Origin of the sequence: Meridianimaribacter sp. CL38 (genome assembly GCF_004328055.1) — a bacterium.
Lineage (GTDB): Bacteria > Bacteroidota > Bacteroidia > Flavobacteriales > Flavobacteriaceae > Gaetbulibacter_B > Gaetbulibacter_B jejuensis.
Genome location: NZ_QKWS01000001.1, coordinates 655,090 through 677,057 on the forward strand (window position 1 = coordinate 655,090; position 21,968 = coordinate 677,057).

At 34.1% G+C, this 21,968-nt stretch carries 20 protein-coding genes; 9 read left to right on the forward strand and 11 right to left on the reverse strand.

The window, feature by feature from the left end; genetic code table 11:
- Positions 1-240: 240 nt before the first annotated feature.
- Together dnaE and DMZ43_RS02985 are read right to left on the reverse strand one after the other, a co-directional pair.
- Entirely contained in the window at positions 241-4,629 is a 4,389-nt protein-coding gene (dnaE, locus tag DMZ43_RS02980) for a DNA polymerase III subunit alpha (RefSeq protein WP_131506156.1), read from the reverse strand.
- Positions 4,630-4,765: 136 nt separating this feature from the next.
- Complete coding sequence (locus DMZ43_RS02985) at positions 4,766-5,452, reverse strand: DUF6252 family protein (protein WP_131506157.1); 687 nt, start codon at positions 5,450-5,452, stop codon at positions 4,766-4,768.
- Positions 5,453-5,635: 183 nt separating this feature from the next.
- On the opposite strand from DMZ43_RS02985, the gene DMZ43_RS02990 reads away from it, so the two are divergent.
- From DMZ43_RS02990 to DMZ43_RS03015, 6 genes are all read left to right on the forward strand, one after another.
- A complete protein-coding gene (locus DMZ43_RS02990; protein ID WP_129759496.1) occupies positions 5,636-6,151 on the forward strand; it encodes a 30S ribosomal protein S16 in 516 nt (171 codons plus the stop codon).
- 140 nt (positions 6,152-6,291) lie between these two features.
- On the forward strand, positions 6,292-6,822 hold the full coding sequence (gene rimM, locus DMZ43_RS02995; protein WP_131506158.1) for a ribosome maturation factor RimM: 531 nt from the start codon (positions 6,292-6,294) through the stop codon (positions 6,820-6,822).
- Positions 6,815-7,528, forward strand: a complete 714-nt coding sequence (locus DMZ43_RS03000; protein ID WP_131506159.1) for a tRNA1(Val) (adenine(37)-N6)-methyltransferase — start codon at positions 6,815-6,817, stop codon at positions 7,526-7,528. The genes rimM and DMZ43_RS03000 overlap by 8 nt, the downstream gene beginning before the upstream one ends.
- Positions 7,529-7,621: 93 nt before the next feature.
- Positions 7,622-8,800: an acyl-CoA dehydrogenase family protein gene (locus DMZ43_RS03005; RefSeq protein WP_129759499.1), complete on the forward strand. Its 1,179-nt coding sequence runs from the start codon at positions 7,622-7,624 to the stop codon at positions 8,798-8,800.
- 103 nt (positions 8,801-8,903) lie between these two features.
- Positions 8,904-9,626 carry an SGNH/GDSL hydrolase family protein gene (locus DMZ43_RS03010; protein WP_131506160.1) on the forward strand — a complete coding sequence of 241 codons (723 nt, stop codon included), beginning with the start codon at positions 8,904-8,906 and terminating at the stop codon, positions 9,624-9,626.
- Positions 9,627-9,677: 51 nt separating this feature from the next.
- The gene (locus DMZ43_RS03015; RefSeq protein ID WP_129759501.1) at positions 9,678-10,577 is read left to right on the forward strand and encodes a metallophosphoesterase family protein; all 900 of its coding nucleotides are present in this window, start codon (positions 9,678-9,680) and stop codon (positions 10,575-10,577) included.
- Positions 10,578-10,579: 2 nt separating this feature from the next.
- Here the strand turns inward: DMZ43_RS03015 and DMZ43_RS03020 are convergent, their stop codons facing one another.
- The 7 genes from DMZ43_RS03020 to trmB all read right to left on the reverse strand — a co-directional run bounded on the left by DMZ43_RS03020 (position 10,580) and on the right by trmB (position 15,289).
- Positions 10,580-10,912, reverse strand: a complete 333-nt coding sequence (locus DMZ43_RS03020) for a 2Fe-2S iron-sulfur cluster-binding protein (RefSeq protein ID WP_131506161.1) — start codon at positions 10,910-10,912, stop codon at positions 10,580-10,582.
- Positions 10,912-11,973 carry an NAD(P)/FAD-dependent oxidoreductase gene (locus DMZ43_RS03025; RefSeq protein ID WP_129759503.1) on the reverse strand — a complete coding sequence of 354 codons (1,062 nt, stop codon included), beginning with the start codon at positions 11,971-11,973 and terminating at the stop codon, positions 10,912-10,914. Before DMZ43_RS03025 ends, DMZ43_RS03020 begins: the two co-directional genes overlap by 1 nt.
- Positions 11,974-12,136: 163 nt before the next feature.
- The gene (locus DMZ43_RS03030; RefSeq protein ID WP_129759504.1) at positions 12,137-12,379 is read right to left on the reverse strand and encodes a NifU family protein; all 243 of its coding nucleotides are present in this window, start codon (positions 12,377-12,379) and stop codon (positions 12,137-12,139) included.
- Positions 12,380-12,385: 6 nt separating this feature from the next.
- Positions 12,386-13,519, reverse strand: coding sequence for an Mrp/NBP35 family ATP-binding protein (locus DMZ43_RS03035; RefSeq protein WP_131506162.1), 1,134 nt, complete (start codon positions 13,517-13,519; stop codon positions 12,386-12,388).
- A 137-nt stretch (positions 13,520-13,656) separates the two neighbouring features.
- Positions 13,657-13,986, reverse strand: coding sequence for an MGMT family protein (locus DMZ43_RS03040; RefSeq protein WP_131506163.1), 330 nt, complete (start codon positions 13,984-13,986; stop codon positions 13,657-13,659).
- The gene (locus DMZ43_RS03045; protein ID WP_129759507.1) at positions 13,983-14,612 is read right to left on the reverse strand and encodes a LysE family transporter; all 630 of its coding nucleotides are present in this window, start codon (positions 14,610-14,612) and stop codon (positions 13,983-13,985) included. The genes DMZ43_RS03040 and DMZ43_RS03045 overlap by 4 nt, the downstream gene beginning before the upstream one ends.
- Positions 14,613-14,614: 2 nt before the next feature.
- Positions 14,615-15,289 (reverse strand): tRNA (guanosine(46)-N7)-methyltransferase TrmB, encoded by a 675-nt coding sequence (trmB, locus tag DMZ43_RS03050; protein ID WP_131506164.1) that lies wholly within the window; start codon positions 15,287-15,289, stop codon positions 14,615-14,617.
- 60 nt (positions 15,290-15,349) lie between these two features.
- Here trmB and DMZ43_RS03055 point away from each other — a divergent pair, with 60 nt between their 5' ends.
- Positions 15,350-16,411: a glycosyltransferase gene (locus DMZ43_RS03055; RefSeq protein ID WP_131506165.1), complete on the forward strand. Its 1,062-nt coding sequence runs from the start codon at positions 15,350-15,352 to the stop codon at positions 16,409-16,411.
- On the opposite strand, the gene DMZ43_RS03060 is transcribed toward DMZ43_RS03055, so the two are convergent.
- Positions 16,385-17,428 carry a cell wall metabolism sensor histidine kinase WalK gene (locus DMZ43_RS03060; protein WP_131506166.1) on the reverse strand — a complete coding sequence of 348 codons (1,044 nt, stop codon included), beginning with the start codon at positions 17,426-17,428 and terminating at the stop codon, positions 16,385-16,387. The two genes, DMZ43_RS03055 and DMZ43_RS03060, sit on opposite strands and share 27 nt — an antisense overlap.
- Positions 17,429-18,112, reverse strand: coding sequence for a response regulator transcription factor (locus DMZ43_RS03065; protein WP_129759511.1), 684 nt, complete (start codon positions 18,110-18,112; stop codon positions 17,429-17,431).
- 374 nt (positions 18,113-18,486) lie between these two features.
- On the opposite strand from DMZ43_RS03065, the gene DMZ43_RS03070 reads away from it, so the two are divergent.
- Positions 18,487-20,163, forward strand: coding sequence for a T9SS type A sorting domain-containing protein (locus DMZ43_RS03070; RefSeq protein ID WP_131506167.1), 1,677 nt, complete (start codon positions 18,487-18,489; stop codon positions 20,161-20,163).
- Between the two features lie 105 nt (positions 20,164-20,268).
- Positions 20,269-21,942 carry a T9SS type A sorting domain-containing protein gene (locus tag DMZ43_RS03075; RefSeq protein ID WP_131506168.1) on the forward strand — a complete coding sequence of 558 codons (1,674 nt, stop codon included), beginning with the start codon at positions 20,269-20,271 and terminating at the stop codon, positions 21,940-21,942.
- Positions 21,943-21,968 lie beyond the last annotated feature (26 nt).

A 21,968-nucleotide genomic window follows, 5' to 3' on the forward strand; every position in this document is an offset into this window, starting at 1 on the left:
TGTTTTACTTCAATTTTATATGCAATATTAGTCAAAAATTTTGCCAAAACTTACAGCATAACAATTTGTTTTGTTTATATACGCATTGTTTCAGGTTATTAGCTACTTTTTCTTAGGCGCATAAACCATGCTTTACTCATGTATTTCTATTTCTTCGGAATTCGCGAATATAAATATTAACTACTCGCTCTCTTTGAGGAGATCAAACATACCGTTCAATCCTTTGCGCAATTATATCTATCAATTTAACTTATAGAATACATCATTGCTTTCTAGTTTATCTAATAAATCTTGCGATATTTTTATTTTCTGTTTTCGACTTGGCATCGTTAATTTTATCTGCTCATCATTATCATACACCACAAAATTAAGCATTTGATCTCCAGGATGTGTGTGAAATAAGTCTTTTAAAATAGCTATACGTTGTTCCTGCAAATCATTTATATGCAACTGAATAGACAGTTTTTTAGCATAAGCATCCATAACATCATGCAGTAACTGAAAATTATTAAACTGTATTCTAGGTTCGCCTTTAATACCTGTAGTCTTATTAACCCAACCTTCGCGAATAAATATCTTTACAAACACAAATGAATTCTTGACCAAGAAATGCCTAAACTTTAAGTATTCTTCACCAAATATTCTAAACTCAAAACTATCGTCATAATCTTCAACCGTAAAAGCTGCCCAACCTTTACCTTGCTTGCTCACACGATGTTGAACATCTGTCACCACACCTCCAAAAGATAGTTCCCTGTTTATATAAGGTTCTAAATCTCTAAGCAATGATAAATTGGCATTACTAAAAGTTTTCATTTCTATTTTAAAATCATCTAAAGGATGCCCTGAAATATAAATACCAACAACTTCTTTCTCTCTTGCCAATTTTTCCATGGTTCCCCATTCTTCACAAGGCGGCACTTGTGGCTCAGCTATTTGCACATCACTTGCTTCTCCAAACAAACTCACTTGTGCAGAATTTTCATTTTCTTGATGCTTTGCACCATATTTTATGGCTTTTTCCAAAAAGGTAATACCATCTCCTTCATCATGAAAATATTGCGCACGATGCGTTGATTTAAAACAATCAAAACCACCAGCAAGCGCTAGGTTTTCAAAAGCTTTTTTATTGGCAGCACGTAAATCTATACGTTTAGCAAAATCAAAAATAGATTTATAATGACCATCTTTTTTTCGGTTTTCAACAATAGTCATTACCGCTCCATGACCAACCCCTTTTATGGCTCCCATACCAAAACGCACCGCATTGTCTTGGTTTACCGAAAACTTATAATAACTTTCGTTAATATCTGGTCCAAGTACATTCAATTTCATTCGCTTACATTCTTCCATAAAAAAGGTAACCGATTTAATATCATTCATGTTATTAGATAGTACCGCAGCCATATATTCAGCAGGATAATGTGCTTTTAAATAAGCCGTTTGATAAGCAATCCACGCATAACATGTTGAGTGCGATTTATTGAAAGCATAACTTGCAAAGGCTTCCCAGTCTTTCCAAACTTTCTCAAGTACTTTGGCATCATGACCATTTGCGCTAGCTTGCTTAATAAATTTCGGTTTCATTTTATCTAGTACCGCAATTTGTTTTTTACCCATGGCTTTACGAAGCATATCGGCTTCACCTTTGGTAAAATCTGCAAGTTTTTGCGACAGCAACATTACCTGCTCTTGATAAACAGTAATACCATAGGTTTCCTTAAGATATTCTTCCATGGCAGGTAAATCATATTCAATCTCTTCATCACCATGCTTTCTACGAACGAAACTTGGGATATATTCCATTGGACCTGGACGATACAAGGCGTTCATCGCAATTAAATCTTCAAACACCGTTGGTTTTAAATCGCGAAGGTGTTTTTGCATTCCAGGAGATTCGTACTGAAACACACCAACCGTTTCACCACGTTGGAATAACGCATAGGTTTCTTCATCATCTAACGGAAAACTTTCAGGATCTAGCTCAATACCATGTTTTGCTTTTACAATCTTAACAGTATCCTTAATTAGGGTTAAGGTTTTTAATCCCAAGAAATCCATTTTAAGAAGTCCTGCCGATTCTACAACCGAGTTATCAAACTGGGTAACATACAAATCGGAATCTTTGGCTACAGATACAGGAACGAATTTGGTAATATCATCTGGTGTAATAATCACACCACAAGCATGTATACCTGTATTTCTAACAGAACCTTCAAGTGCACGCGCAGTGTTTACAGTTTCTGCTTCCAAATCAGAGCCTTCAGAAATATTTAAAAGCTGATTAACTTTCTCTAATTCTTCCGATCTAAACTTACCTGCTAATGCTTTTTCATCTAAACCAAATATCTTATTTAGTTTAGACATGTTTGGGATTAATTTGGCAATTCTATCAGCATCAAATAAAGGCAAATCTAATACACGAGCTGTATCACGAATAGAAGATTTGGCAGCCATGGTTCCGTAGGTAATAATTTGCGCCACTTGATTAGCACCATATTTTTTAATTACGTAATCCATAACACGACTTCGGCCTTCGTCATCAAAATCAATATCAATATCAGGCATACTAATACGATCAGGATTTAAGAAACGCTCAAAAAGTAAGTCGTACTTCATTGGATCTATATTGGTAATCCACAAACAGTAAGCAGCTACCGACCCTGCAGCTGAACCACGTCCTGGACCAACCGATACATCCATATTTCTGGCTTCGCGAATGAAATCTTCTACAATCAAGAAATATCCAGGGTAACCTGTATTTTCAATAACGCTTAACTCAAAGTCAAGACGCTCTGTAACTTCTTCTGATAGTGGGTCGCCATAACGCTTTTTAGCGCCTTCATAAACCAGATGTCGTAAATAGGCATTTTCCCCACGTTTTCCACCATCAACTAAATCTTCTTCATGCTTAAATTCATCAGGAATATCAAACGCTGGTAACAGTACATCACGAGCTAACTGAAAAGCTTCAATTTTATCAAGAATATCTTGCGTATTTGAAATCGCATCAGGTAAATCCTTGAAGAGCGTCTTCATTTCATCAGAAGACTTAAAGTAATATTCTTGATTTGGTAAACCATAGCGATAACCACGTCCACGACCTATTGGTGTGGCTTGTTTTTCACCATCTTTTACACACAATAAAATATCATGCGCATTGGCATCTTCTTGATTTTGATAATAGGTATTGTTAGTTGCAACCAGCTTAACATCATGCTTTCTTGCTAGCTTCACCAATGTGTCATTTACACGATTTTCGTCTTCTTGATTATGACGCATAATCTCAACATATAAATCGTCTCCAAACTGTTCTTTCCACCAAATCAGAGCTTCTTCAGCTTGGTTTTCACCAATGTTCAACACCTTGCTTGGAACTTCCCCATACAAGTTTCCAGTTAAAACAATGATGTCTTCTTTGTATTGTTCAATAAGTTTTTTGTCAATACGAGGCACATAATAAAACCCATCTACAAAGGCATGTGAAGACAGTTTTGCTAAATTATGATAGCCATTTTTATTTTTTGCCAAAAGTACAATCTGGTAACCATTGTCTTTTCTGGACTTATCTGTATGATCTTCACAAACAAAAAACTCACAACCTACAATGGGTTTAATAAGTTTCTTATCCGTTGTTTCTCCTTTTTCTTCGGCAGCTTTTATAGCAGCCTCAATATTTTTATTTTGATTGTTTACCGCATTTATAAAATGAAAGGCACCCATCATATTCCCATGATCTGTTAGTGCAACCGCAGGCATATTGTGTGTTGCAGCAGCCGAAACTAAATCAGGAATACTCATTGTAGACTGCAATATTGAGAATTGCGAGTGATTATGAAGGTGTACAAAATCAACTTCTGCTAAATCGGAAATATTTTGTTTTATTTCCTCGGTTGAAATGGTACTTGTTTGTTGTCTTTGAAGACGCTCACGAATTTTAGCACTTTCGCGTTTTAGGTTGATGTGCTTTAATCCGATAAGTTGAATTTCCTGCGGATTAGCTTCAGAGAATTTCTGAAAATAATCAGGCTGAACGTCTAATTGCTCAACCGTGTATTCTTCACGACGAATTAATTCAAAAAAGCAACGTGTTGTTGCTTCAACATCAGCTGTTGCGTTATGTGCTTCAGCAAAAGGTTTGTTGAATAGAAATTCGTGCAACTCGGTTAAGGTTGGTAACTTAAATTTACCACCACGACCACCGGGAATTTGGCAAAGTTGCGCTGTATGCTCGGTACAAGTATCAAGCACTGGTAGTTCTTGCAATTTATTTGCAACATCGTCTCTGTAAAATTCGGCTCCCATAATGTTGACATCAAAGCCAACATTTTGACCAACTATAAACGTTGTTTTGTTTAATGCTTCATTAAATTTCTCAAGAACTTCAGATAAAGAGACACCTTGCTCCTCTGCTAATTCGGTAGAAATACCGTGAATTTTCTCGGCATCATAAGGAATATTAAATCCTTCAGGCTTTATTAAATAATCTTGATGCTCAATACAATTACCAAGCGCATCATGCAACTGCCAAGCAATTTGAATAGCTCTTGGCCAGTTATCGGTATCGCTAATAGGCGCATCCCAACGCTTTGGTAATCCGGTTGTTTCGGTATCAAAAATTAAGTACATAAAATGGTTTTATCTTGAAAAATAAGAAGGTTAAAATTAAGAATAATTATTAGTTTTTTGACCGAAAGTTATAAACAGTTGTAAACAAAAAACGCAACCTATTAGGTTGCGTTTTTTGTATTATTTTATTGATTAATTAAGGTGTACAATCACCTAACGAATCTATAAGAGCTTGCAAAGCTCCTGTGGTATCTCCACAAGCATCAATTTGAGCTGTTAAAGCATCTTTATAAGCATTACAAACATCAGTATATTCTGGAGCAGTAGTATCTGTAGCTATATAAGTTTGAGCCGCATTAGCTGTAGCTTCTGTTGCTTGCAAACATCCTGAACCAACTGTTACTAAACCTCCAACTAATGGCACTTTATAAAAATGACCTTCGTTAAAATTAACAGTATTCATTCCATCAGCTGTAAAAGCATAAAACCAAAACTTTCCTGAAATAGTTTTAGGATCAGCATCATTATCTACGTGCTCCACTATTATTTGCCCTTCATTAGGATAAATCGAAACACTAGGGTCTGGTTCATTGTTTGTAGAATAAACCACTCCTTGAGAATTAGTAAAAGTAGCCTCATTACCACTTCCATCACCTAAATTGTATGTGCCAGCAGTATCATTTGTTGTGATAAGCTGTATAGTTTCAAAATTATTACCTCCTTCTATTATAAATCCTCCAAAATCAATATCAGCCGAATAATACACTGCTCTCCATAATTCACCATCTTTATTTCCTTGTACTGCAGGTGAATTAAACTCGATTTCGTCGCCACAACTTAGTACTGACAGAAAAGTAAATAGAATTAAGGCTAATCTCTTCATTTTATAATAGGTTTCTTATTTTAATGATTGTTTGCGCAATTAAAATAACGTTTAATGATTTCCAAAAGTATAATAAAATTTCAAATTAGCTTAATTTATAATAAAATGTTGTAAATAAAAAAAATGTAGTATCTTTGCGCACTTATTAATAATCGAGGTCGAGAACCTCACTAATTAATTTATATGCCAGTAAAAATTAGATTACAGAGACACGGTAAAAAAGGAAAACCTTATTACTGGATCGTAGCAGCTGATGCTAGATCAAAAAGAGACGGTAGATACCTAGAAAAAATAGGATCTTACAACCCAAACACTAATCCAGCAACTATTGAATTAGATGTCGATGGAGCAGTAACTTGGTTACAGAATGGTGCACAACCAACTGATACCGCTAAAGCAATTTTATCTTATAAAGGTGCTTTATTAAAAAATCACCTTGCAGGTGGTGTTAGAAAAGGTGCTTTAACTGAAGAGCAAGCAGAAGCTAAATTCAATGCTTGGTTAGAAGAAAAAGCTTCTAAAGTACAAGCTAAGGCTGATGGTTTAGCAAAAGCTGATGCTGACGCTAAAGCTAAAGCTCTTGAAGCTGAAAAAGCAGTAAACGAAGCAAGAATTGCTGCGGCTGCACCTGTTGTTGAAGAAGCTGCTGAAGAGGCTGATGCTGAAGTAGAAGCTACTGCTAACAACGAAGAAGAGTAAAAAATTTTTATTTTATACCTTTAAACCCAGACAGTAATCGTCTGGGTTTTTTTATTCTTAAGTGTCACATCGAGCGCAGTCGAGATGTAATTAAACTGACACTTTTTTTTATAGTTCTCGACTGCGCTCGAACAGACAACATGCAAAAAAAAGACTGTTTTTATCTAGGTAAAATTGTTAAAAAATATAGCTTCAAAGGAGAACTACTTATCAAGTTAGATACTGACGAACCTGAGCTGTATGAAAATTTAGACGCGCTGTTTATTGATTTACGCAATAACCTTGTCCCTTTTTTTATTGAAACCTCACAATTACATAAATCTGATTTGTTGCGTGTAAAATTTGAAGACGTCGACACTGAAGAAGATGCCGACAGCCTTATAAAAAGCGGTGTTTACCTTCCTCTAGAATTCCTACCAAAACTAGAAGGCAACAAGTTTTATTTTCATGAAATTGTTGGTTTCAAGGTTGAAGATGCCAATTTTGGTTTTGTTGGTACTGTAACATCAGTAAACGACTCTACAGCACAAGCACTTTTTGAAATTGACAGAGAAGGCACAGAAATTTTAATACCTATGAATGATGAGTTTATTTCTAAAGTAGACAAAGCGAATAAAACCATTTTTGTTGAAACTCCTGAAGGGCTTATAGACTTATATTTAAATGAATAAGCCTTTTCAGTTTAAGCAATTCACAGTAAATCAAGACCGTTGTGCCATGAAAATAGGCACTGACAGTGTTTTGCTTGGTGCTTGGGCAAGCCTTGACCATAACCCATTTTCTGTTTTAGATATTGGTGCAGGCACAGGTGTACTCTCTTTAATGCTGGCACAACGCTCCAATGCCGAATTAATTGATGCCTTGGAGATTGATAGTGATGCTTATGAACAATGCGTAGAGAATTTTGAGCAATCGCCTTGGGGAGACCGATTGTTCTGTTACCACGCTTCATTAGATGAATTTACTGATGAAATTGACGACCAATATGATTTAATTATCTCCAATCCTCCTTTTTACTCAGAAGATTCCAAAACCAATATCCCAGAGCGTGATTTAGCAAGATTTCAAGATGCAATGCCTTTTCAGCATTTATTGCAATGCGCCTCAAAACTACTATCTGAAAACGGTTTGTTTTCAGTGATAATTCCTTACAAAGAAAAGCAAAACTTCATACAATTAGCATCTGATTTTTCTTTGTTTCCAAATAGAATATTGCATGTAAAAGGAGCTGAAAACACTCCTATAAAGCGAAGTTTAATTGAGTTTTCATTCTTAGAAAAAACAGTTATATCTTCAAATCTAATCATTGAAACCGAAAGACATAATTACACAAAAGAGTACATTGATTTAACCAAAGATTTTTACTTGAAAATGTAATTTATAATTGTGCACTGAAAACGTTTTCGTTATTTTTGTTTCGAGTCTAGATTAAAAACTAAATCTCGATTACTGAACAACTAAAACATACAAATGAAGCCAGATTTATTCCAAGCTCCAGATTATTACAACTTAGACGAGCTTTTAACCGACGAACATAAATTAGTAAGAGATGCTGCTCGCGATTGGGTAAAACGCGATGTATCTCCAATTATTGAAGAATATGCTCAAAAAGCAGAATTTCCCAACCAAATTATTGGTGGATTAGCTGAAATTGGTGCTTTTGGACCATACATTCCTGAAGAATATGGAGGTGCAGGATTAGACCAAATTTCTTATGGTTTAATTATGCAAGAAATTGAAAGAGGAGACTCTGGTGTTCGTAGTACTGCATCAGTACAATCGTCTTTAGTAATGTATCCTATTTGGAAATATGGAAACGAAGAGCAACGTAAAAAATACTTACCAAAACTTGCAAGTGGCGAATGGATGGGTTGTTTTGGTTTAACCGAACCTGACCATGGTAGCAACCCAGGAGGAATGGTTACTAATTTTAAAGATATGGGAGACCACTATCTTTTAAATGGTGCTAAAATGTGGATAAGCAATGCGCCTTTTGCACAAGTAGCAGTAGTTTGGGCTAAAAATGAAGAAGGACGAATCCATGGTTTAATTGTTGAACGTGGTATGGAAGGATTTTCAACTCCTGAGACACACAATAAATGGTCATTGAGAGCATCAGCTACTGGAGAGCTTATTTTTGACAATGTAAAAGTACCTAAAGAAAACTTGCTACCTAACAAATCAGGATTAGGAGCTCCACTTGGCTGCTTAGATTCTGCAAGATATGGTATTGCTTGGGGAGCAATTGGTGCTGCTATGGACTGTTATGATACTGCTTTACGTTACAGTAAAGAACGTAAACAATTTGGCAAACCTATTGGCCAATTTCAATTACAGCAGAAAAAATTAGCTGAAATGATTACCGAAATCACCAAAGCACAGTTATTAACATGGCGTTTAGGAGTACTAAGAAATGAAGGTAAAGCTACTTCTGCTCAAATTTCTATGGCAAAACGTAACAATGTAGATATGGCTATCAATATTGCTAGAGAAGCAAGACAAATGCTAGGAGGAATGGGAATTACTGGCGAATATAGCATCATGCGTCACTCTATGAACCTTGAAAGTGTAATAACTTACGAAGGAACTCATGACATCCATTTATTAATTACAGGATTAGATGTTACAGGATTAAATGCATTTAAGTAAAAACAACTAACTTCTAATAAACATAAAAAAGCTTCTTTATTATTTAGAGAAGCTTTTTTGCTATTAAAACCATTGTATTCTATTTTACGTATATTGATTAGATATGAAAAAGATACAATACCTTATTTTTATAGTTTCCTTTACGCTACATTCCTGTGGTGCAAATGATGACTTTATTGCAAATCAGAATAACACTAATAACGAAAACATTCCTGTTGATGAAATTAGAAGCCTATTGTCATTAGGAGACAGTTACACTATAGGACATAGTGTTTGTGCGACCTGCAAATTTCCTGAACAACTTAAAAACAAGCTTAGTGCTGATACCTTTTATACAATTGACCTTAACGTTATAGCTCAAACTGGATGGACAACTGCTAATCTTAAAAATGCAATTGACAACCAAGGAATTTCTTCTAACTACGATCTAGTAACCTTATTAATTGGTGTAAATAATCAATATCAAAACATTCCATTTTCAGTTTATGAAACTGAATTTCCTGAATTGGTTCAAACTGCTATAACTGCTGCCAATGGTAATAAGGACAAAGTAATAGTGGTTTCGATTCCTGATTATGCCTATACACCTTTTGGTCAAAACACGGGAAATCCTGACACAATTTCTCAAGAGATTGATATGTATAATGATTTTGCTGAAAGCTACTGTCAATCACAAGACGTTACATTTGTATACATAACAGATATTACAAGAAATGGTTTAGAACAACCTGAATTAGTAGCTTCTGATGGTTTGCATCCTTCAGAATTAGCGTATGCTAAATTTGTAGAACGTATACTTCCTTTTGCTATTGAAAAAATTGACTGATTTTAGTTTCAATATTTTATTTCTGCTTATTTTAGTTGAAAATGTCAGTAAATGTCTTCAAAGAAACGCTTAGATAGAGCTTACAAAAACGCCAAAAAAGTTTATTTTGACGATACGTCCAAGTTTATCCTTTTTAGTGATTGCCACAGAGGCGATAATAGTTTTGCTGATGATTTTGCAAACAACCGAAACATTTACTTTCATGCCTTAAAACATTATTATGCTGAAGGTTTTAGCTATTGCGAACTTGGTGATGGTGATGAACTCTGGGAAAACCTCTCTTTTGATTCTATTTTAAACGCTCATAAAAATGTGTATTTGCTTATGAAGTTATTTCATGAACAAGAGCGTTTGCATATGATTTGGGGAAATCACGACATGGTTTACAGAGATCCAAAATATGTAGAAAAACACCTTTCCACTTATTTTGACCCTAAAATAGGTGAAGATGTTGAGTTGTTCTGTAACATAGAGTATCATGAAGGTATTGTTTTAGAACATTCCCAAACTGGACAAAAACTATTTTTAACCCATGGTCATCAAGCCGATTGGTGGAACTATTTGTTTTGGAGATGGAGTCGGTTTATGGTTCGTATTTTATGGAAACCACTAAACGTAATGGGAATTGCAGACCCTACAAGTCCAGCAAAAAACTACAAAGAACTTATAAAAGTTGAACGTAGAACCAAAAAATGGATCATAGAAAACAACAATTTAATTACTGTTGTTGGTCATACCCATAGACCTCGTTTTCCCGAACCTGGAGACATTGCTTTTTTTAATGATGGCAGTTGTGTACATCCACGAAGCATTACAGGTATTGAAATTGAAAACGGAGAAATCTCGCTCATCAAATGGCAAATAGCCACTACAGATGATGGCACTTTAAAAATTGTAAGAGTGTTGTTGGAAGGTCCTCAAAAATTAGCAGATTATAAAACTTCGTCTTAAAATTAACTCTCAGGAGCTAATTCAACTTTTAGACCTTCTAATTCTGGAGTAATAGCAATTTGACAACCCAATCTGCTGTTCTCTTGCACATCAAACGCTTCGCTAAGCATAGCTTCTTCATCGTCTTGCATTTCAGGAAGTTCATGGTCAGATAACACATAGCATTGGCATGATGCACACATAGCCATTCCGCCACAAACCCCTATGGTTCCTTCGGGAGCTAGTTCATAACTACGAACAACTTCCATAAGGTTCATAGCCATATCAGTTGGAGCATCAATTTCGTGAGCTTCACCATCACGATCAATTATTGTTATTTTAATGTCCTGTTCCATTATTCAATTGCTTTTACTACAGCTTTAGGTGCTTCTTTACGTGTTCCGTCAAAACCATCAATACCACTAACAGTAGTATATTTTAAAACATATTTTTTGTTAGGGTTTATAATTTTATAAGCTGCTTGACACATTAACGTAGCCTCGTGAAAACCACACAATATCAACTTTAATTTTCCTGGATAAGTATTTACATCTCCAATAGCAAAAATACCAGGAACGTTAGTTTGATAGTCTAAAGCATTATTAACTTTGATAGCATTTTTTTCAATCTCTAATCCCCAATTTGCAATTGGTCCAAGTTTAGGAGATAATCCAAACAAAGGCACAAAATGATCGCACTCAATTTCAAATTCTTTTTTGATATGTTGCGCTTGCTCAACAACCACACCAGAAACGTGATCTTCTCCAAGAATACCAACTACCTCAGCAGGAGTAATTAAATTTATTTTACCTTTATTTTTAAGCTCTTGTACTTTTTCAACTGAATCTAAAGCACCTCTAAACTCATTTCTTCTATGAATAAGTGTTACTTCTTTAGCAACATTAGCTAAAAATATACTCCAATCTAATGCAGAATCTCCTCCTCCAGCAATAACAACTTTTTTGTTTCTGTAGACTTCAGGATCCTTTATCATATACTCTACACCTTTATCTTCAAACAAATGAATGTTATGGATTTTTGGTTTTCTTGGTTCAAAACTTCCCAATCCGCCTGCAATAGCAACTACAGGAGCGTGATGTTTTGTACCTTTATTAGTCGTAACTATAAAGGTTCCATCTTCTAGCTTTTCTATAGTATCAGCACGTTCTCCTAAAGTAAAACCAGGTTCAAACTGTTTACCTTGTTCTAAGAGTTTTTCTGTAAGATCTCCTGCTAAAATTTCAGGATAAGCTGGTATATCGTAGATTGGTTTTTTAGGATAAATTTCAGAGCATTGTCCACCAGGTTGTGGTAATGCATCAATTAAATGGCATTTTAATTTTAATAATCCTGCTTCAAAAACAGTAAACAACCCTGTTGGTCCTGCACCAATAATAAGTATATCTGTTTTAATCATAATAAAGCCCACAAAAGTGGGTGTCTCTTTAATTTAGAAATTGTTTAATGTACTACATCAAAATTATATACTGTTTTTATAAAGATTTATGATAAATGTCATTAAAAAACAGGCTAGTTCCAGCATTTTGAAAAACCTTGATGAGCCTTCAGCTTAATAAATATTAAGCTTCAATATTAATAACCTTTTCTATTTGAGGCGCGTACTTTTTAATAGTCATTTCCACACCAGACTTTAAGGTCATTTGATTAACGCTACAGCCAACACAAGCACCTTGCAACTGAACTTTCACTAACTTATCATCTTCTATTGAAAGTAATGAAATATCGCCTCCATCACTTTGTAAGAAAGGACGAATTTCGTCTAGCGCTTTTTCAATATTACGTTTTAATTCTTCTGAACTCATCTTCTGTTATTTCTTTACTGCTGAACAACCAGCCATTGTTGTTATTTTAATTGCTTCGGTTGGTGGTAAGGCATCGTTACGTCTTACTACTTCTTGCACAACATTTTGAGTTAACTTTTCAAAAGCAGCTTCTAATAGTGTTGCTGTTTGAAGCGCAGCAGGACGACCAACATCTCCTGCTTCTCTTATACTTTGTATTAAAGGAATTTCGCCTAAGAAAGGTACTTCTAAATCTTCTGAAAGGTTTTTAGCACCTTCTTTTCCAAAGATAAAATATTTATTATCTGGTAATTCCTCTGGAGTAAAATAAGCCATATTCTCAATTATACCAAGTACTGGTACATTGATAGACTCTTGCTGAAACATAGCTACTCCTTTTTTAGCATCGGCTAAAGCTACTTGCTGAGGCGTACTTACTACTACTGCTCCTGTTATAGGAAGCGATTGCATAATACTTAGGTGAATGTCTCCTGTTCCTGGAGGCAAATCGATTAATAAGAAATCTAATTCTCCCCAATCTGCATCAAAAATCATTTGGTTTAATGCCTTTGCTGCCATTGGTCCTCGCCAAATTACTGCTTGGTCTGGTTTAGTAAAAAAGCCTATAGATAAAATTTTAACACCATAGCTTTCTACTGGTTTCATTTTAGACTTTCCTCCTACATTAACCGAAATAGGTCTTTCAAACTCTACATCATACATTATAGGAATTGAAGGCCCATAAATATCAGCATCTAAAATACCAACCTTAAAGCCCATTTTTGCTAAAGTAGCTCCTAGATTTGCTGTTACTGTAGATTTTCCTACGCCTCCTTTTCCAGAAGCAACAGCAACTATATTTTGAATACCAGGAATTGGTTTTCCCTTTATTTCGTTTTTTGGTGCAGCTGGTGCATTTACCTTAACATTTACTTTTACTTTGGCTTTTTCGTAGACTTCATTATGAATAGCTTTCATTATTTCAACTTCGGTCTTCTTTTTTGCCTGTAAACTTGGGTTTTTAATGGTAACATCAACAACTACTTCGTCACCAAAAGTAACAACATTGGTAACTGCTCCACTCTCAACCATATTTTGTCCTTCACCAGGAACTGTAATGGTTTCTAAGGCTTTTAATATATCTTGTTTATTAAGCTTCAAAATCAATAATTTAGATTAGTTCTAAAATGCAAATATAATTAATAAAGATGGAAGACAGAAGCACGGAGCTTGAAGTTTTATTATAGTACCATTATTGATTTCTATGGTAAACTATTTTCATAAAAATGGAAAAGTAACTAGAGTAATTCAGCAGGATCCCAAAACAGTTTTTTAAAATCTTGCACTTGATTATCTTTAACTTTTACACCTTCACTTTCCAATAGTTGCTGCATTAAATTTGTACCATCAAAATGATGCTTACCAGTAAGCAAACCATTTCTATTTAACACTCTGTGTGCAGGCACATCTTTTCCTGAAGAACCGTTCATGGCATAACCAACCATTCTTGAACTACGAGGAGCTCCTAAATACTTTGCAATTGCACCATAACTTGTAACTCTTCCATAGGGTATTAATTTGGCTACCTCATAAACTTTATCAAAAAAACTTAAGGTTTCTGGTTTCATGCTTCCATTAAAATATTAATCAATGTTACTCCAGCAATTAAACCAGTAATTGACCCTATAATGTAGTTCATATTTTTTTGAGACGTAAACTTCTTATTCTTGATTTTATCAAAAAAGAAAATGTACACATACAGCATCACAAAGGTTCCCATAGCTGCTCCAGACACGTACGAAATAATGCTTGTTCTTTCAAAAGTTAACAAATCAAAAGACGCCAAAGTTACTGTCATATAGGCTTGATAAGGTATTGGGAACACATTTAATGCAGACATGAACATACCTTGAAAAAAACGACTGTGTTTGCTCTTGCTGTTTTCTTCTACATCTGGCTTAGAATTGGTTTTAGCAATGAGTAAAAAGTAAATGGAGATTAGCACAAAAATAACAAAGGCAACACGCTGTAAAATATCAACCACATCTTGATGATTGCTTAGATAACGTGCAAACATTGCAGCTATATAAGTTTGTAAAAAAACTACAACACAAGCTCCAACTGAAAAAATAATACCTCTAGAGTGTCCTTCCTTTAAGCTAATTTTTGCTGCAGTCATATTTAATAATCCTGGAGGAATTACACCAACAAGCGCAAAAATCAGTCCCAAGAAAAATACAACTGTTATATTCAAAATTACTTGATTTTAAATCTAATATACGTAATTGGTTTGTTTTGCTCTAGATATTGGCTTTCATAAAATGTTTGAATACCTGTAACTTCTTCAGGGCTGCCTTCTTGCTTATACACATTATGGTTAGCATACAACACTTCATGTCCTTCGCCATGCAATAACCCAAGCGTATAACCATGCATAAACTCGCTATCGGTTTTTAAATTAACTACACCATCTGGTTTTAATACCTTTTTATAGCGTTGTAAAAACTCAGTATTAGTCATACGATGTTTGGTACGCTTGTATTTAATTTGAGGATCAGGAAAGGTTATCCAAATTTCATCAACTTCGTTTTCAGCGAAAGCAAAATCAATTAATTCTATTTGAGTTCTTAAAAACCCAACATTGGTCATGTTGTCTTCAATAGCAGTTTTAGCACCTCTCCAAAAGCGAGCTCCTTTAATATCAATTCCAATAAAGTTTTTATTTGGATACAGTTTAGCTAATCCAACCGAATATTCACCTTTACCACAACCTAACTCTAAAACCAAAGGGTTATCATTCTTAAAAAAATGACTGTTCCAATTCCCTTTCCATTTAAAATCTTGATTAACTAATTCATCTCTTGTTGGCTGAATTACGTTTGAAAAGGTCTCGTTTTCCTTAAATCTTTTTAGCTTATTTTTACTTCCCACAGTTAATTTAATATTTAGGCAAAATTAAGGAAACATATTAGGTTTACATTTGCTTTTTTTATGATTTTGAAAAAACGAATATTAGTTGCGCCTCTAAATTGGGGTTTAGGTCATGCTACAAGGTGTATTCCAATCATTAATGCCTTATTAAAAAATAACTATACACCTGTTATTGCAAGTGATGGTATTGCCCTTGAACTTTTAAAAAAAGAGTTTCCAGATTTAATTGCTGTTGAATTGCCTTCTTACGGAATTACCTACGCGAAAAAAGGAAAATGGTTTAAGCTAAAAATTATTAGCAACTCGCCTAAAGTGGTAAAAGCCATTAAAAGAGAAAAACAAGCCACAAAGCAAATTATTGAAACTTATGATATTGATGGAATCATTTCTGATAATAGATTAGGAGTTTGTTCTAAAACAGTGCCTTCTGTATTTATTACACATCAATTACAGGTTTTAAGTGGAAGTACAACTTGGATTAGCACAAAAATTCATCAAAAATTTATTAAAAAATTCAATGAATGTTGGGTTCCTGACAATGTTAATGAGCCAAACTTAAGTGGCAAACTAGGTCATGTTAATTTCTTAGAAATCCCTTTAAAATATATTGGTCCTATTAGCAGATTTAAAAAACTGGAGGTTGAAAAAGAATATGATATCATGGCATTACTATCTGGACCTGAACCTCAACGCACACTCTTAGAAGAAAAACTACTCACTCTACTTGAGAATTATAATGGCAACGTATTGTTTGTAAAAGGACTGGTTGAAGACCAACAAACTACAGTTCACAAAGGCAGTATGACTATTTACAATTATATGACTAGCGAACAACTTGAACTTGCATTAAACCAAAGTGATTTTGTGATTTCGCGTTCTGGCTATACTACTATAATGGATTTAGCAAAACTGAATAAAAAAGGCTTTTTTATTCCTACTCCTGGACAATTTGAGCAAGAATATCTAGCTAAAAAACTAGATGAACAAAAGTTAGTTCCTACAGCAACGCAAGATGCTTTTACTATGGAAATGCTTGAAAAAATTGATGATTATAAAGGTTTAGCTGAATTGGATTATGAACTGAATTACAAAAAACTATTCAGCCTTTTCAAGGGTAAATGAAAACTCACTACCTACACCAAATTCGCTTTCTACATATATTTTTTCATCGTGAGCTTCAATAATATGTTTCACTATTGATAAGCCTAAGCCTGAACCGCCTTCTTTTCTAGAACCACTTTTATCTACTCTAAAAAAGCGTTCAAAAAGTCTTGGAACATTAGGTTTAGCAATACCCTCACCATTATCGGTCACTCTAACGATAACCTTATTTTTTATAAGGTTTTCAATACTAACTTCGGTAGTTCCTTTTTCTCTTCCGTATTTTATGGAATTTACGATAAGGTTTGTAAGCACCTGTTGTATACGCTCTTTATCTGCGTTAACAAAAACAGGTTCATTATAATCCATATCAAACGTAAGTGTAATTTTTTTCTTGGTAGCTTTCATTTCTAAAAGGTCAAAAACGCTTTCTACCAACTCAACAATATCAAACCTTTCAACATTTAGACTCAAATCACCAACCTCAAGTTTAGTAATCATATCTAAATCTCTTACAATATAGATTAGACGTTCCACGCCTTTATTGGCTCTATTAAGATATTTTTCTCTGATTTTAGGGTCATTTTGAGCACCATCAATTAAGGTTAACAAATAACCTTGAACAGTAAATAATGGTGTTTTTAACTCGTGAGAAACGTTTCCTAAAAACTCTTTTCGATATTCTTCTCTTACTTTTAGAGTTTCAATTTCTAGTTTTTTATCTTTTGCATATTTATCTATTTCTTTAGTAAGCGTTGCCATATCTGTAGTAATAGGCTGTTTACGCAATGATGTAGACTCTAACAAGGTAAGGTCGTCGTATATTTTTTTTACACGACGGTAAATAAAACGCTCGACCCTATATTGAATGACAATAAAGCAAAAGCTATAACAAATTAGTGCAAAAGAGAGTATTAACAACCAGTCAAAAGACTTTGTTGTATATAAAAAAACACTCATGAAGAGCGTTAAAAAAATTGTGATGTACATTGAGGTTCTAATAGCGAACCTGTACGTTTTTTTTAATTTTTTCTGCATCTAGTCTACAAACTTATAACCAACTCCTTTAACGGTTTTAAAGCTTTTATCTCCTATTTTTTCGCGAAGTTTTCTAATATGCACATCAATAGTTCTTCCTCCTACTACAACTTCATTACCCCAAACTTTATCTAAGATTTCTTCGCGCTTAAAAACTTTTCCTGGTTTTGTTGCTAGCAAAGATAACAATTCAAATTCTTTTCTTGGCAAGACCAATTCTTCACCTTTTAAAGATATTTTATACTCTTCGCGATTGATTACCAAACTACCTATTTTTAATATACTTTCAGAGGCGTCTTCTTCTTTAAGCCGTCTTAGTAAAGCTTTTACTTTGCTTACTAAAACTTTTGGTTTTATGGGTTTAGTAATGTAATCATCTGCTCCAGCATCAAAACCTGCTACCTGTGAATAATCTTCACCTCTTGCAGTTAAAAATGTAATAATCGTTTCGCTTAAATCTGGGTTTTTTCTTATTTGCTCACAAGCTTCAATACCATCCATCTCAGGCATCATAACGTCTAAAATGATTAGTTGTGGTCTTTCTTTTTTTGCTTTTTTAACAGCTTCATGACCGTTTTCGGCAGTTATAACTTGGTAACCTTCAGATGAAAGGTTGTAGCCAACAATTTCCAAAATGTCTGGTTCGTCGTCAACTAAAAGTATTTTAATATCCTTTTTTTTCATGTGTAGTTTTTATTGTTTTGGTTATCACATGTGTTTTGCTGTTTAGTTCTTCATTTTTTTGAGAAACAAACGATGTAAAGATAGAATTAATAACAAAAATTTATATTACATAATATAATCATAACGTTAAAATAACTTAGTCCTTACTGTTTTATAACCTACTCTATAAACTCTCAAAACACAATAAAAAATCTATTCTATTATAGCGTCTTAAATCAGGTTTTTAGAGTAAAAATGTAAAACTGTCCCTAAGATAGTTAAAAAATAATGTTATATTATTGTAAATTAGCATACAATATAGTGGCTTTAACGTTTTAAACACCAAAATCTCACTATATTTGAAACAAAATTTAAACTTATTAAAATTAAGATTTATGAAAAAAATTTACTTTTTATTCCTTATTACTTTAATGGCTTTTTCTGGGTTTGCCCAAAATTTAGCTGTTAATGGTAGCTTTGAAAACTGGACAGCTGGTGTTCCTGATGGATACACTACTGTAGATTTTAGCACTACTGATCTTACAGAAAACACGAATTCAACTTTTGTTTCTGACGGAACAAGTTCTGCAAGTGTTAATGTTTTAACTCAAACTCAAGGAGATACTGACATAAGACAAACTATTGCATTAGTAGGAGGAGTAACATATACTATGAGCTTAGACGTCTATGCAACAAATAATGAAGCTAGAGCTCGTATTTTTAATGGTAATGGATTTTCGCCTTCTGTATATTCAGACGAAACTCTATTAAATCAATGGCAAACTATTTCATTTGAATACACACCTGCTACTAATGAAGATTTTGATATGGGTATCCGTTTTTATGATATCGCTTCAAACTGGACTGCTGGTACACAATCGTCTTTATTTTATATTGACAATTTACAAGTAGTAGCTGCAACTACACCTAGTATTGCGGTAACCTCTCCATCTAATGGAGCTACAATTGCATCTAGTGATGTTGACATTGAATTAAGTGTACAAAATTTTGTTGTAGATCAATTACCTGCTAATGGTGGTACTGGAGATGGTCACATACACTATACTGTTGATGGAGGTAGTAATGTTATGAAATATGACACAGATCCTATTAGCTTAACAGGATTAGCTGACGGTGAGCACACTGTTGAGCTTACTTTAGTTGATAACAGTCATGTGCCTCTAGATCCTGCTGTAACTGCTTCAGTTACTTTTACTGTAACATCTTTACAAGCTGTTGCTGATATAGCTAGTTTAAGAGCAGGTACTATTGGTAATGTTTATCAAATTACTGGCGAAGTAGTTGTAACATTTGTAACTGGTAACAGTAGAAATCAAATTTTTATTGAAGATGCAACTGGAGGTATGTTAATTGACGACAACTCTGGTACAATTACAACCGTTTTTAATAATGGTGATGGTATAACAGGTCTTCAAGGTCAATTGGGAGAGTTCGCTAATGTTATGCAATTTGTTCCTTCTGTTGATCCAGGTGCTGCTAGTTCTACAGGTAATTCAATAACTCCTCAAACTGTAACGGTTAATGACATCATCAACAACTTTGATATGTATGAGTCTGAATTAGTAACAATTGCTGATGTAACATTTGCTGATGGAAATGGTACTGCTACATTTGATTCAGGTCAAAACTATGACATCTCAGATGTTTCTGGAGGACCTTTAGCGTTTAGAACAAATTATCCAAATGATAACATGGCAGGAGAGACAATTCCTTCAACTGCTACTACAATTACAGTAATAGCTGGTGAATACTTTGGAACTCCACAAGTATACCCAAGAAGTCCTGATGAAGTACTTTCAATCAATAACCCTAATACAATTGCTTCTTTCTCTGTTTACCCTAACCCAACTTCAACTGGGTTTGTAAACATAACTTCATCTAGTTCTGAAACGATTTCAGTTTCTGTTTATGATGTTTTAGGTAAACAAGTTATCAATAAAGCTACAGTAAGCAACAACCGTTTAGATGTTTCAACACTAAACACTGGGGTTTATATTATGAATATTTCTCAAAACGATGCTTCAGTTACCAAAAAATTAGTTATTAAATAGATAAAACACATCTATATTAACAAATCATTAAAAGCCAACATTTAAGTTGGCTTTTTTTGTTGCTAGTATTACTTTTGGAGCTCGTTGAACTTTAAAACTTAATTCATGAAAAACATTTACTTTTTATTACTGCCTCTTTTAATGTCTGCTTATTCTTTTGGTCAGACAGTTATTTACACTCAAGATTTTGAAACATTAGATACTGGATATACTGCTTCTAGTACAGAAGGTTCAGGTGGAACCGATGTATTTAATAGAGTAAATCCTAACATTGGAGGTAACTCATCATATATATGGGCTGTTGAAGATACAAATGTTACTCCTGCAACTATAACTTTAAATCAAATTGATGTTACTGGTTATTCTGATTTTACTTTTTCTATAGATATGCTAACTCGTCATTATAATGACTGGGATGATTCTGATACCTTTTCAATAACTTATTCATTAGATGGTGGTTCAACCCAAAATTTACTTTGGGTTCGAAATGCTGGAGGCACTTTTAATCAAGCCGCTTCTTTAGATACTGATTTTGATGGAATTGGTGATTGTGGTTCAGGAATATTGCCTGCTTTAACTACAGGAACTAGTGGATGTACTGTAACAGAAAATACGTTTGCTACATTTTCATCTAGTACTATAACATTAAGCGGAAACTCTACACTTGATATTGTGTTGTCTTTTAATGGTTTTACTTCAGCTGATGAAGGTATTTACTTAGATAATATTTCTGTTTCAGCTAACTCTTCTGCTTGCTCAGCTTCACTTTCAGCTAAAACTCCTGTATGTGATAATATTACTGTAGGAACTGATACATACTCTACTACTTTTGACTTTTTAAACGGTACAGAAACAGATGCTTTTACTGTTGCTGTTTCAGCTGGCTCAGCTAGTGTAAGCACTATTTCAGCTGATGGTTTAATTACAGTTACAGGTATTAATGAAGGTACTGATGTTACTATAACATTAACTAACGAAAATTGTACTCTTACACAAACTACAGTATCTCCTACTTGCGAGCCAGCAATTACATCTTGTTTTGACATAAGCAATGGTGCTGAAAAATTTGAAATGTTTACTGTAGCTACTAACTCTGACAATGATGTTTGGACTGAAAGTAGTGGTACATACAACATGAATGGCTATTGTGGTGGTGGCTGCGAGGAAGTGGTAAACACTTGGTTATTATTTGGACCATTAGATTTAACATCTGTTTCTGACTTAGCTTTAAAATTTAATGCTCAAGAAAATTTTGGAGATACTCCTTTAGCTATCAATTACACAACTGCTTACTCAGGATGTCCTGATACAACTTCTTGGTCATTATTACAAACTATCACTGAAAGTGATGAAGGCGATGTTGAAATTGACTTATCTGCTTTAACTGGTACTGCTGTTTTTATTGGTATTCAGTATTATGATGATGGTGTTGACGGATACTCTAACTGGGATTTATCAAATGTAGAGTTAACTACTTACAACAACTGTCCTGTTTTAGGCGCTAGACCTACTTCAGATTGCCCTACTTTATCAATTGTTGATTCAGAGCAAAGAGAATTTTCAATTTTCCCGAACCCAACATCAACTGGATTTGTAAATATTATTTCTGCACATTCTGAAGCTATTTCAGTTAATGTTTATGATATGTTAGGTAAACAAGTAATTAATGAAACTATTGCTAACAACCGCTTAAATGTTTCAACACTTAATGCTGGAGTTTACATCATGAAAATTTCTCAAGGTAATACTACAACTACTCAAAAGATTGTAATTAAGTAAAACTTACCTTATACTATTTAAAAAGC

Bases quoted from the DNA above. Each gene is read 5' to 3' on its own strand.
- DMZ43_RS03025 (WP_129759503.1), bottom strand. From the start codon at position 11,973: ATGATTAAAACAGATATACTTATTATTGGTGCAGGACCAACAGGGTTG.
- DMZ43_RS03015 (WP_129759501.1), top strand. From the start codon at position 9,678: ATGTCTTCAAAGAAACGCTTAGATAGAGCTTACAAAAACGCCAAAAAA.
- rimM (WP_131506158.1), top strand. From the start codon at position 6,292: ATGCAAAAAAAAGACTGTTTTTATCTAGGTAAAATTGTTAAAAAATAT.
- DMZ43_RS03065 (WP_129759511.1), bottom strand. From the start codon at position 18,112: ATGAAAAAAAAGGATATTAAAATACTTTTAGTTGACGACGAACCAGAC.
- DMZ43_RS03075 (WP_131506168.1), top strand. From the start codon at position 20,269: ATGAAAAACATTTACTTTTTATTACTGCCTCTTTTAATGTCTGCTTAT.
- DMZ43_RS03055 (WP_131506165.1), top strand. From the start codon at position 15,350: ATGATTTTGAAAAAACGAATATTAGTTGCGCCTCTAAATTGGGGTTTA.
- DMZ43_RS03070 (WP_131506167.1), top strand. From the start codon at position 18,487: ATGAAAAAAATTTACTTTTTATTCCTTATTACTTTAATGGCTTTTTCT.
- DMZ43_RS03030 (WP_129759504.1), bottom strand. From the start codon at position 12,379: ATGAGTTCAGAAGAATTAAAACGTAATATTGAAAAAGCGCTAGACGAA.
- DMZ43_RS03000 (WP_131506159.1), top strand. From the start codon at position 6,815: ATGAATAAGCCTTTTCAGTTTAAGCAATTCACAGTAAATCAAGACCGT.
- DMZ43_RS02985 (WP_131506157.1), bottom strand. From the start codon at position 5,452: ATGAAGAGATTAGCCTTAATTCTATTTACTTTTCTGTCAGTACTAAGT.
- DMZ43_RS03020 (WP_131506161.1), bottom strand. From the start codon at position 10,912: ATGGAACAGGACATTAAAATAACAATAATTGATCGTGATGGTGAAGCT.
- dnaE (WP_131506156.1), bottom strand. From the start codon at position 4,629: ATGTACTTAATTTTTGATACCGAAACAACCGGATTACCAAAGCGTTGG.
- DMZ43_RS03005 (WP_129759499.1), top strand. From the start codon at position 7,622: ATGAAGCCAGATTTATTCCAAGCTCCAGATTATTACAACTTAGACGAG.
- DMZ43_RS02990 (WP_129759496.1), top strand. From the start codon at position 5,636: ATGCCAGTAAAAATTAGATTACAGAGACACGGTAAAAAAGGAAAACCT.
- DMZ43_RS03060 (WP_131506166.1), bottom strand. From the start codon at position 17,428: ATGCAGAAAAAATTAAAAAAAACGTACAGGTTCGCTATTAGAACCTCA.
- DMZ43_RS03040 (WP_131506163.1), bottom strand. From the start codon at position 13,986: ATGAAACCAGAAACCTTAAGTTTTTTTGATAAAGTTTATGAGGTAGCC.
- DMZ43_RS03010 (WP_131506160.1), top strand. From the start codon at position 8,904: ATGAAAAAGATACAATACCTTATTTTTATAGTTTCCTTTACGCTACAT.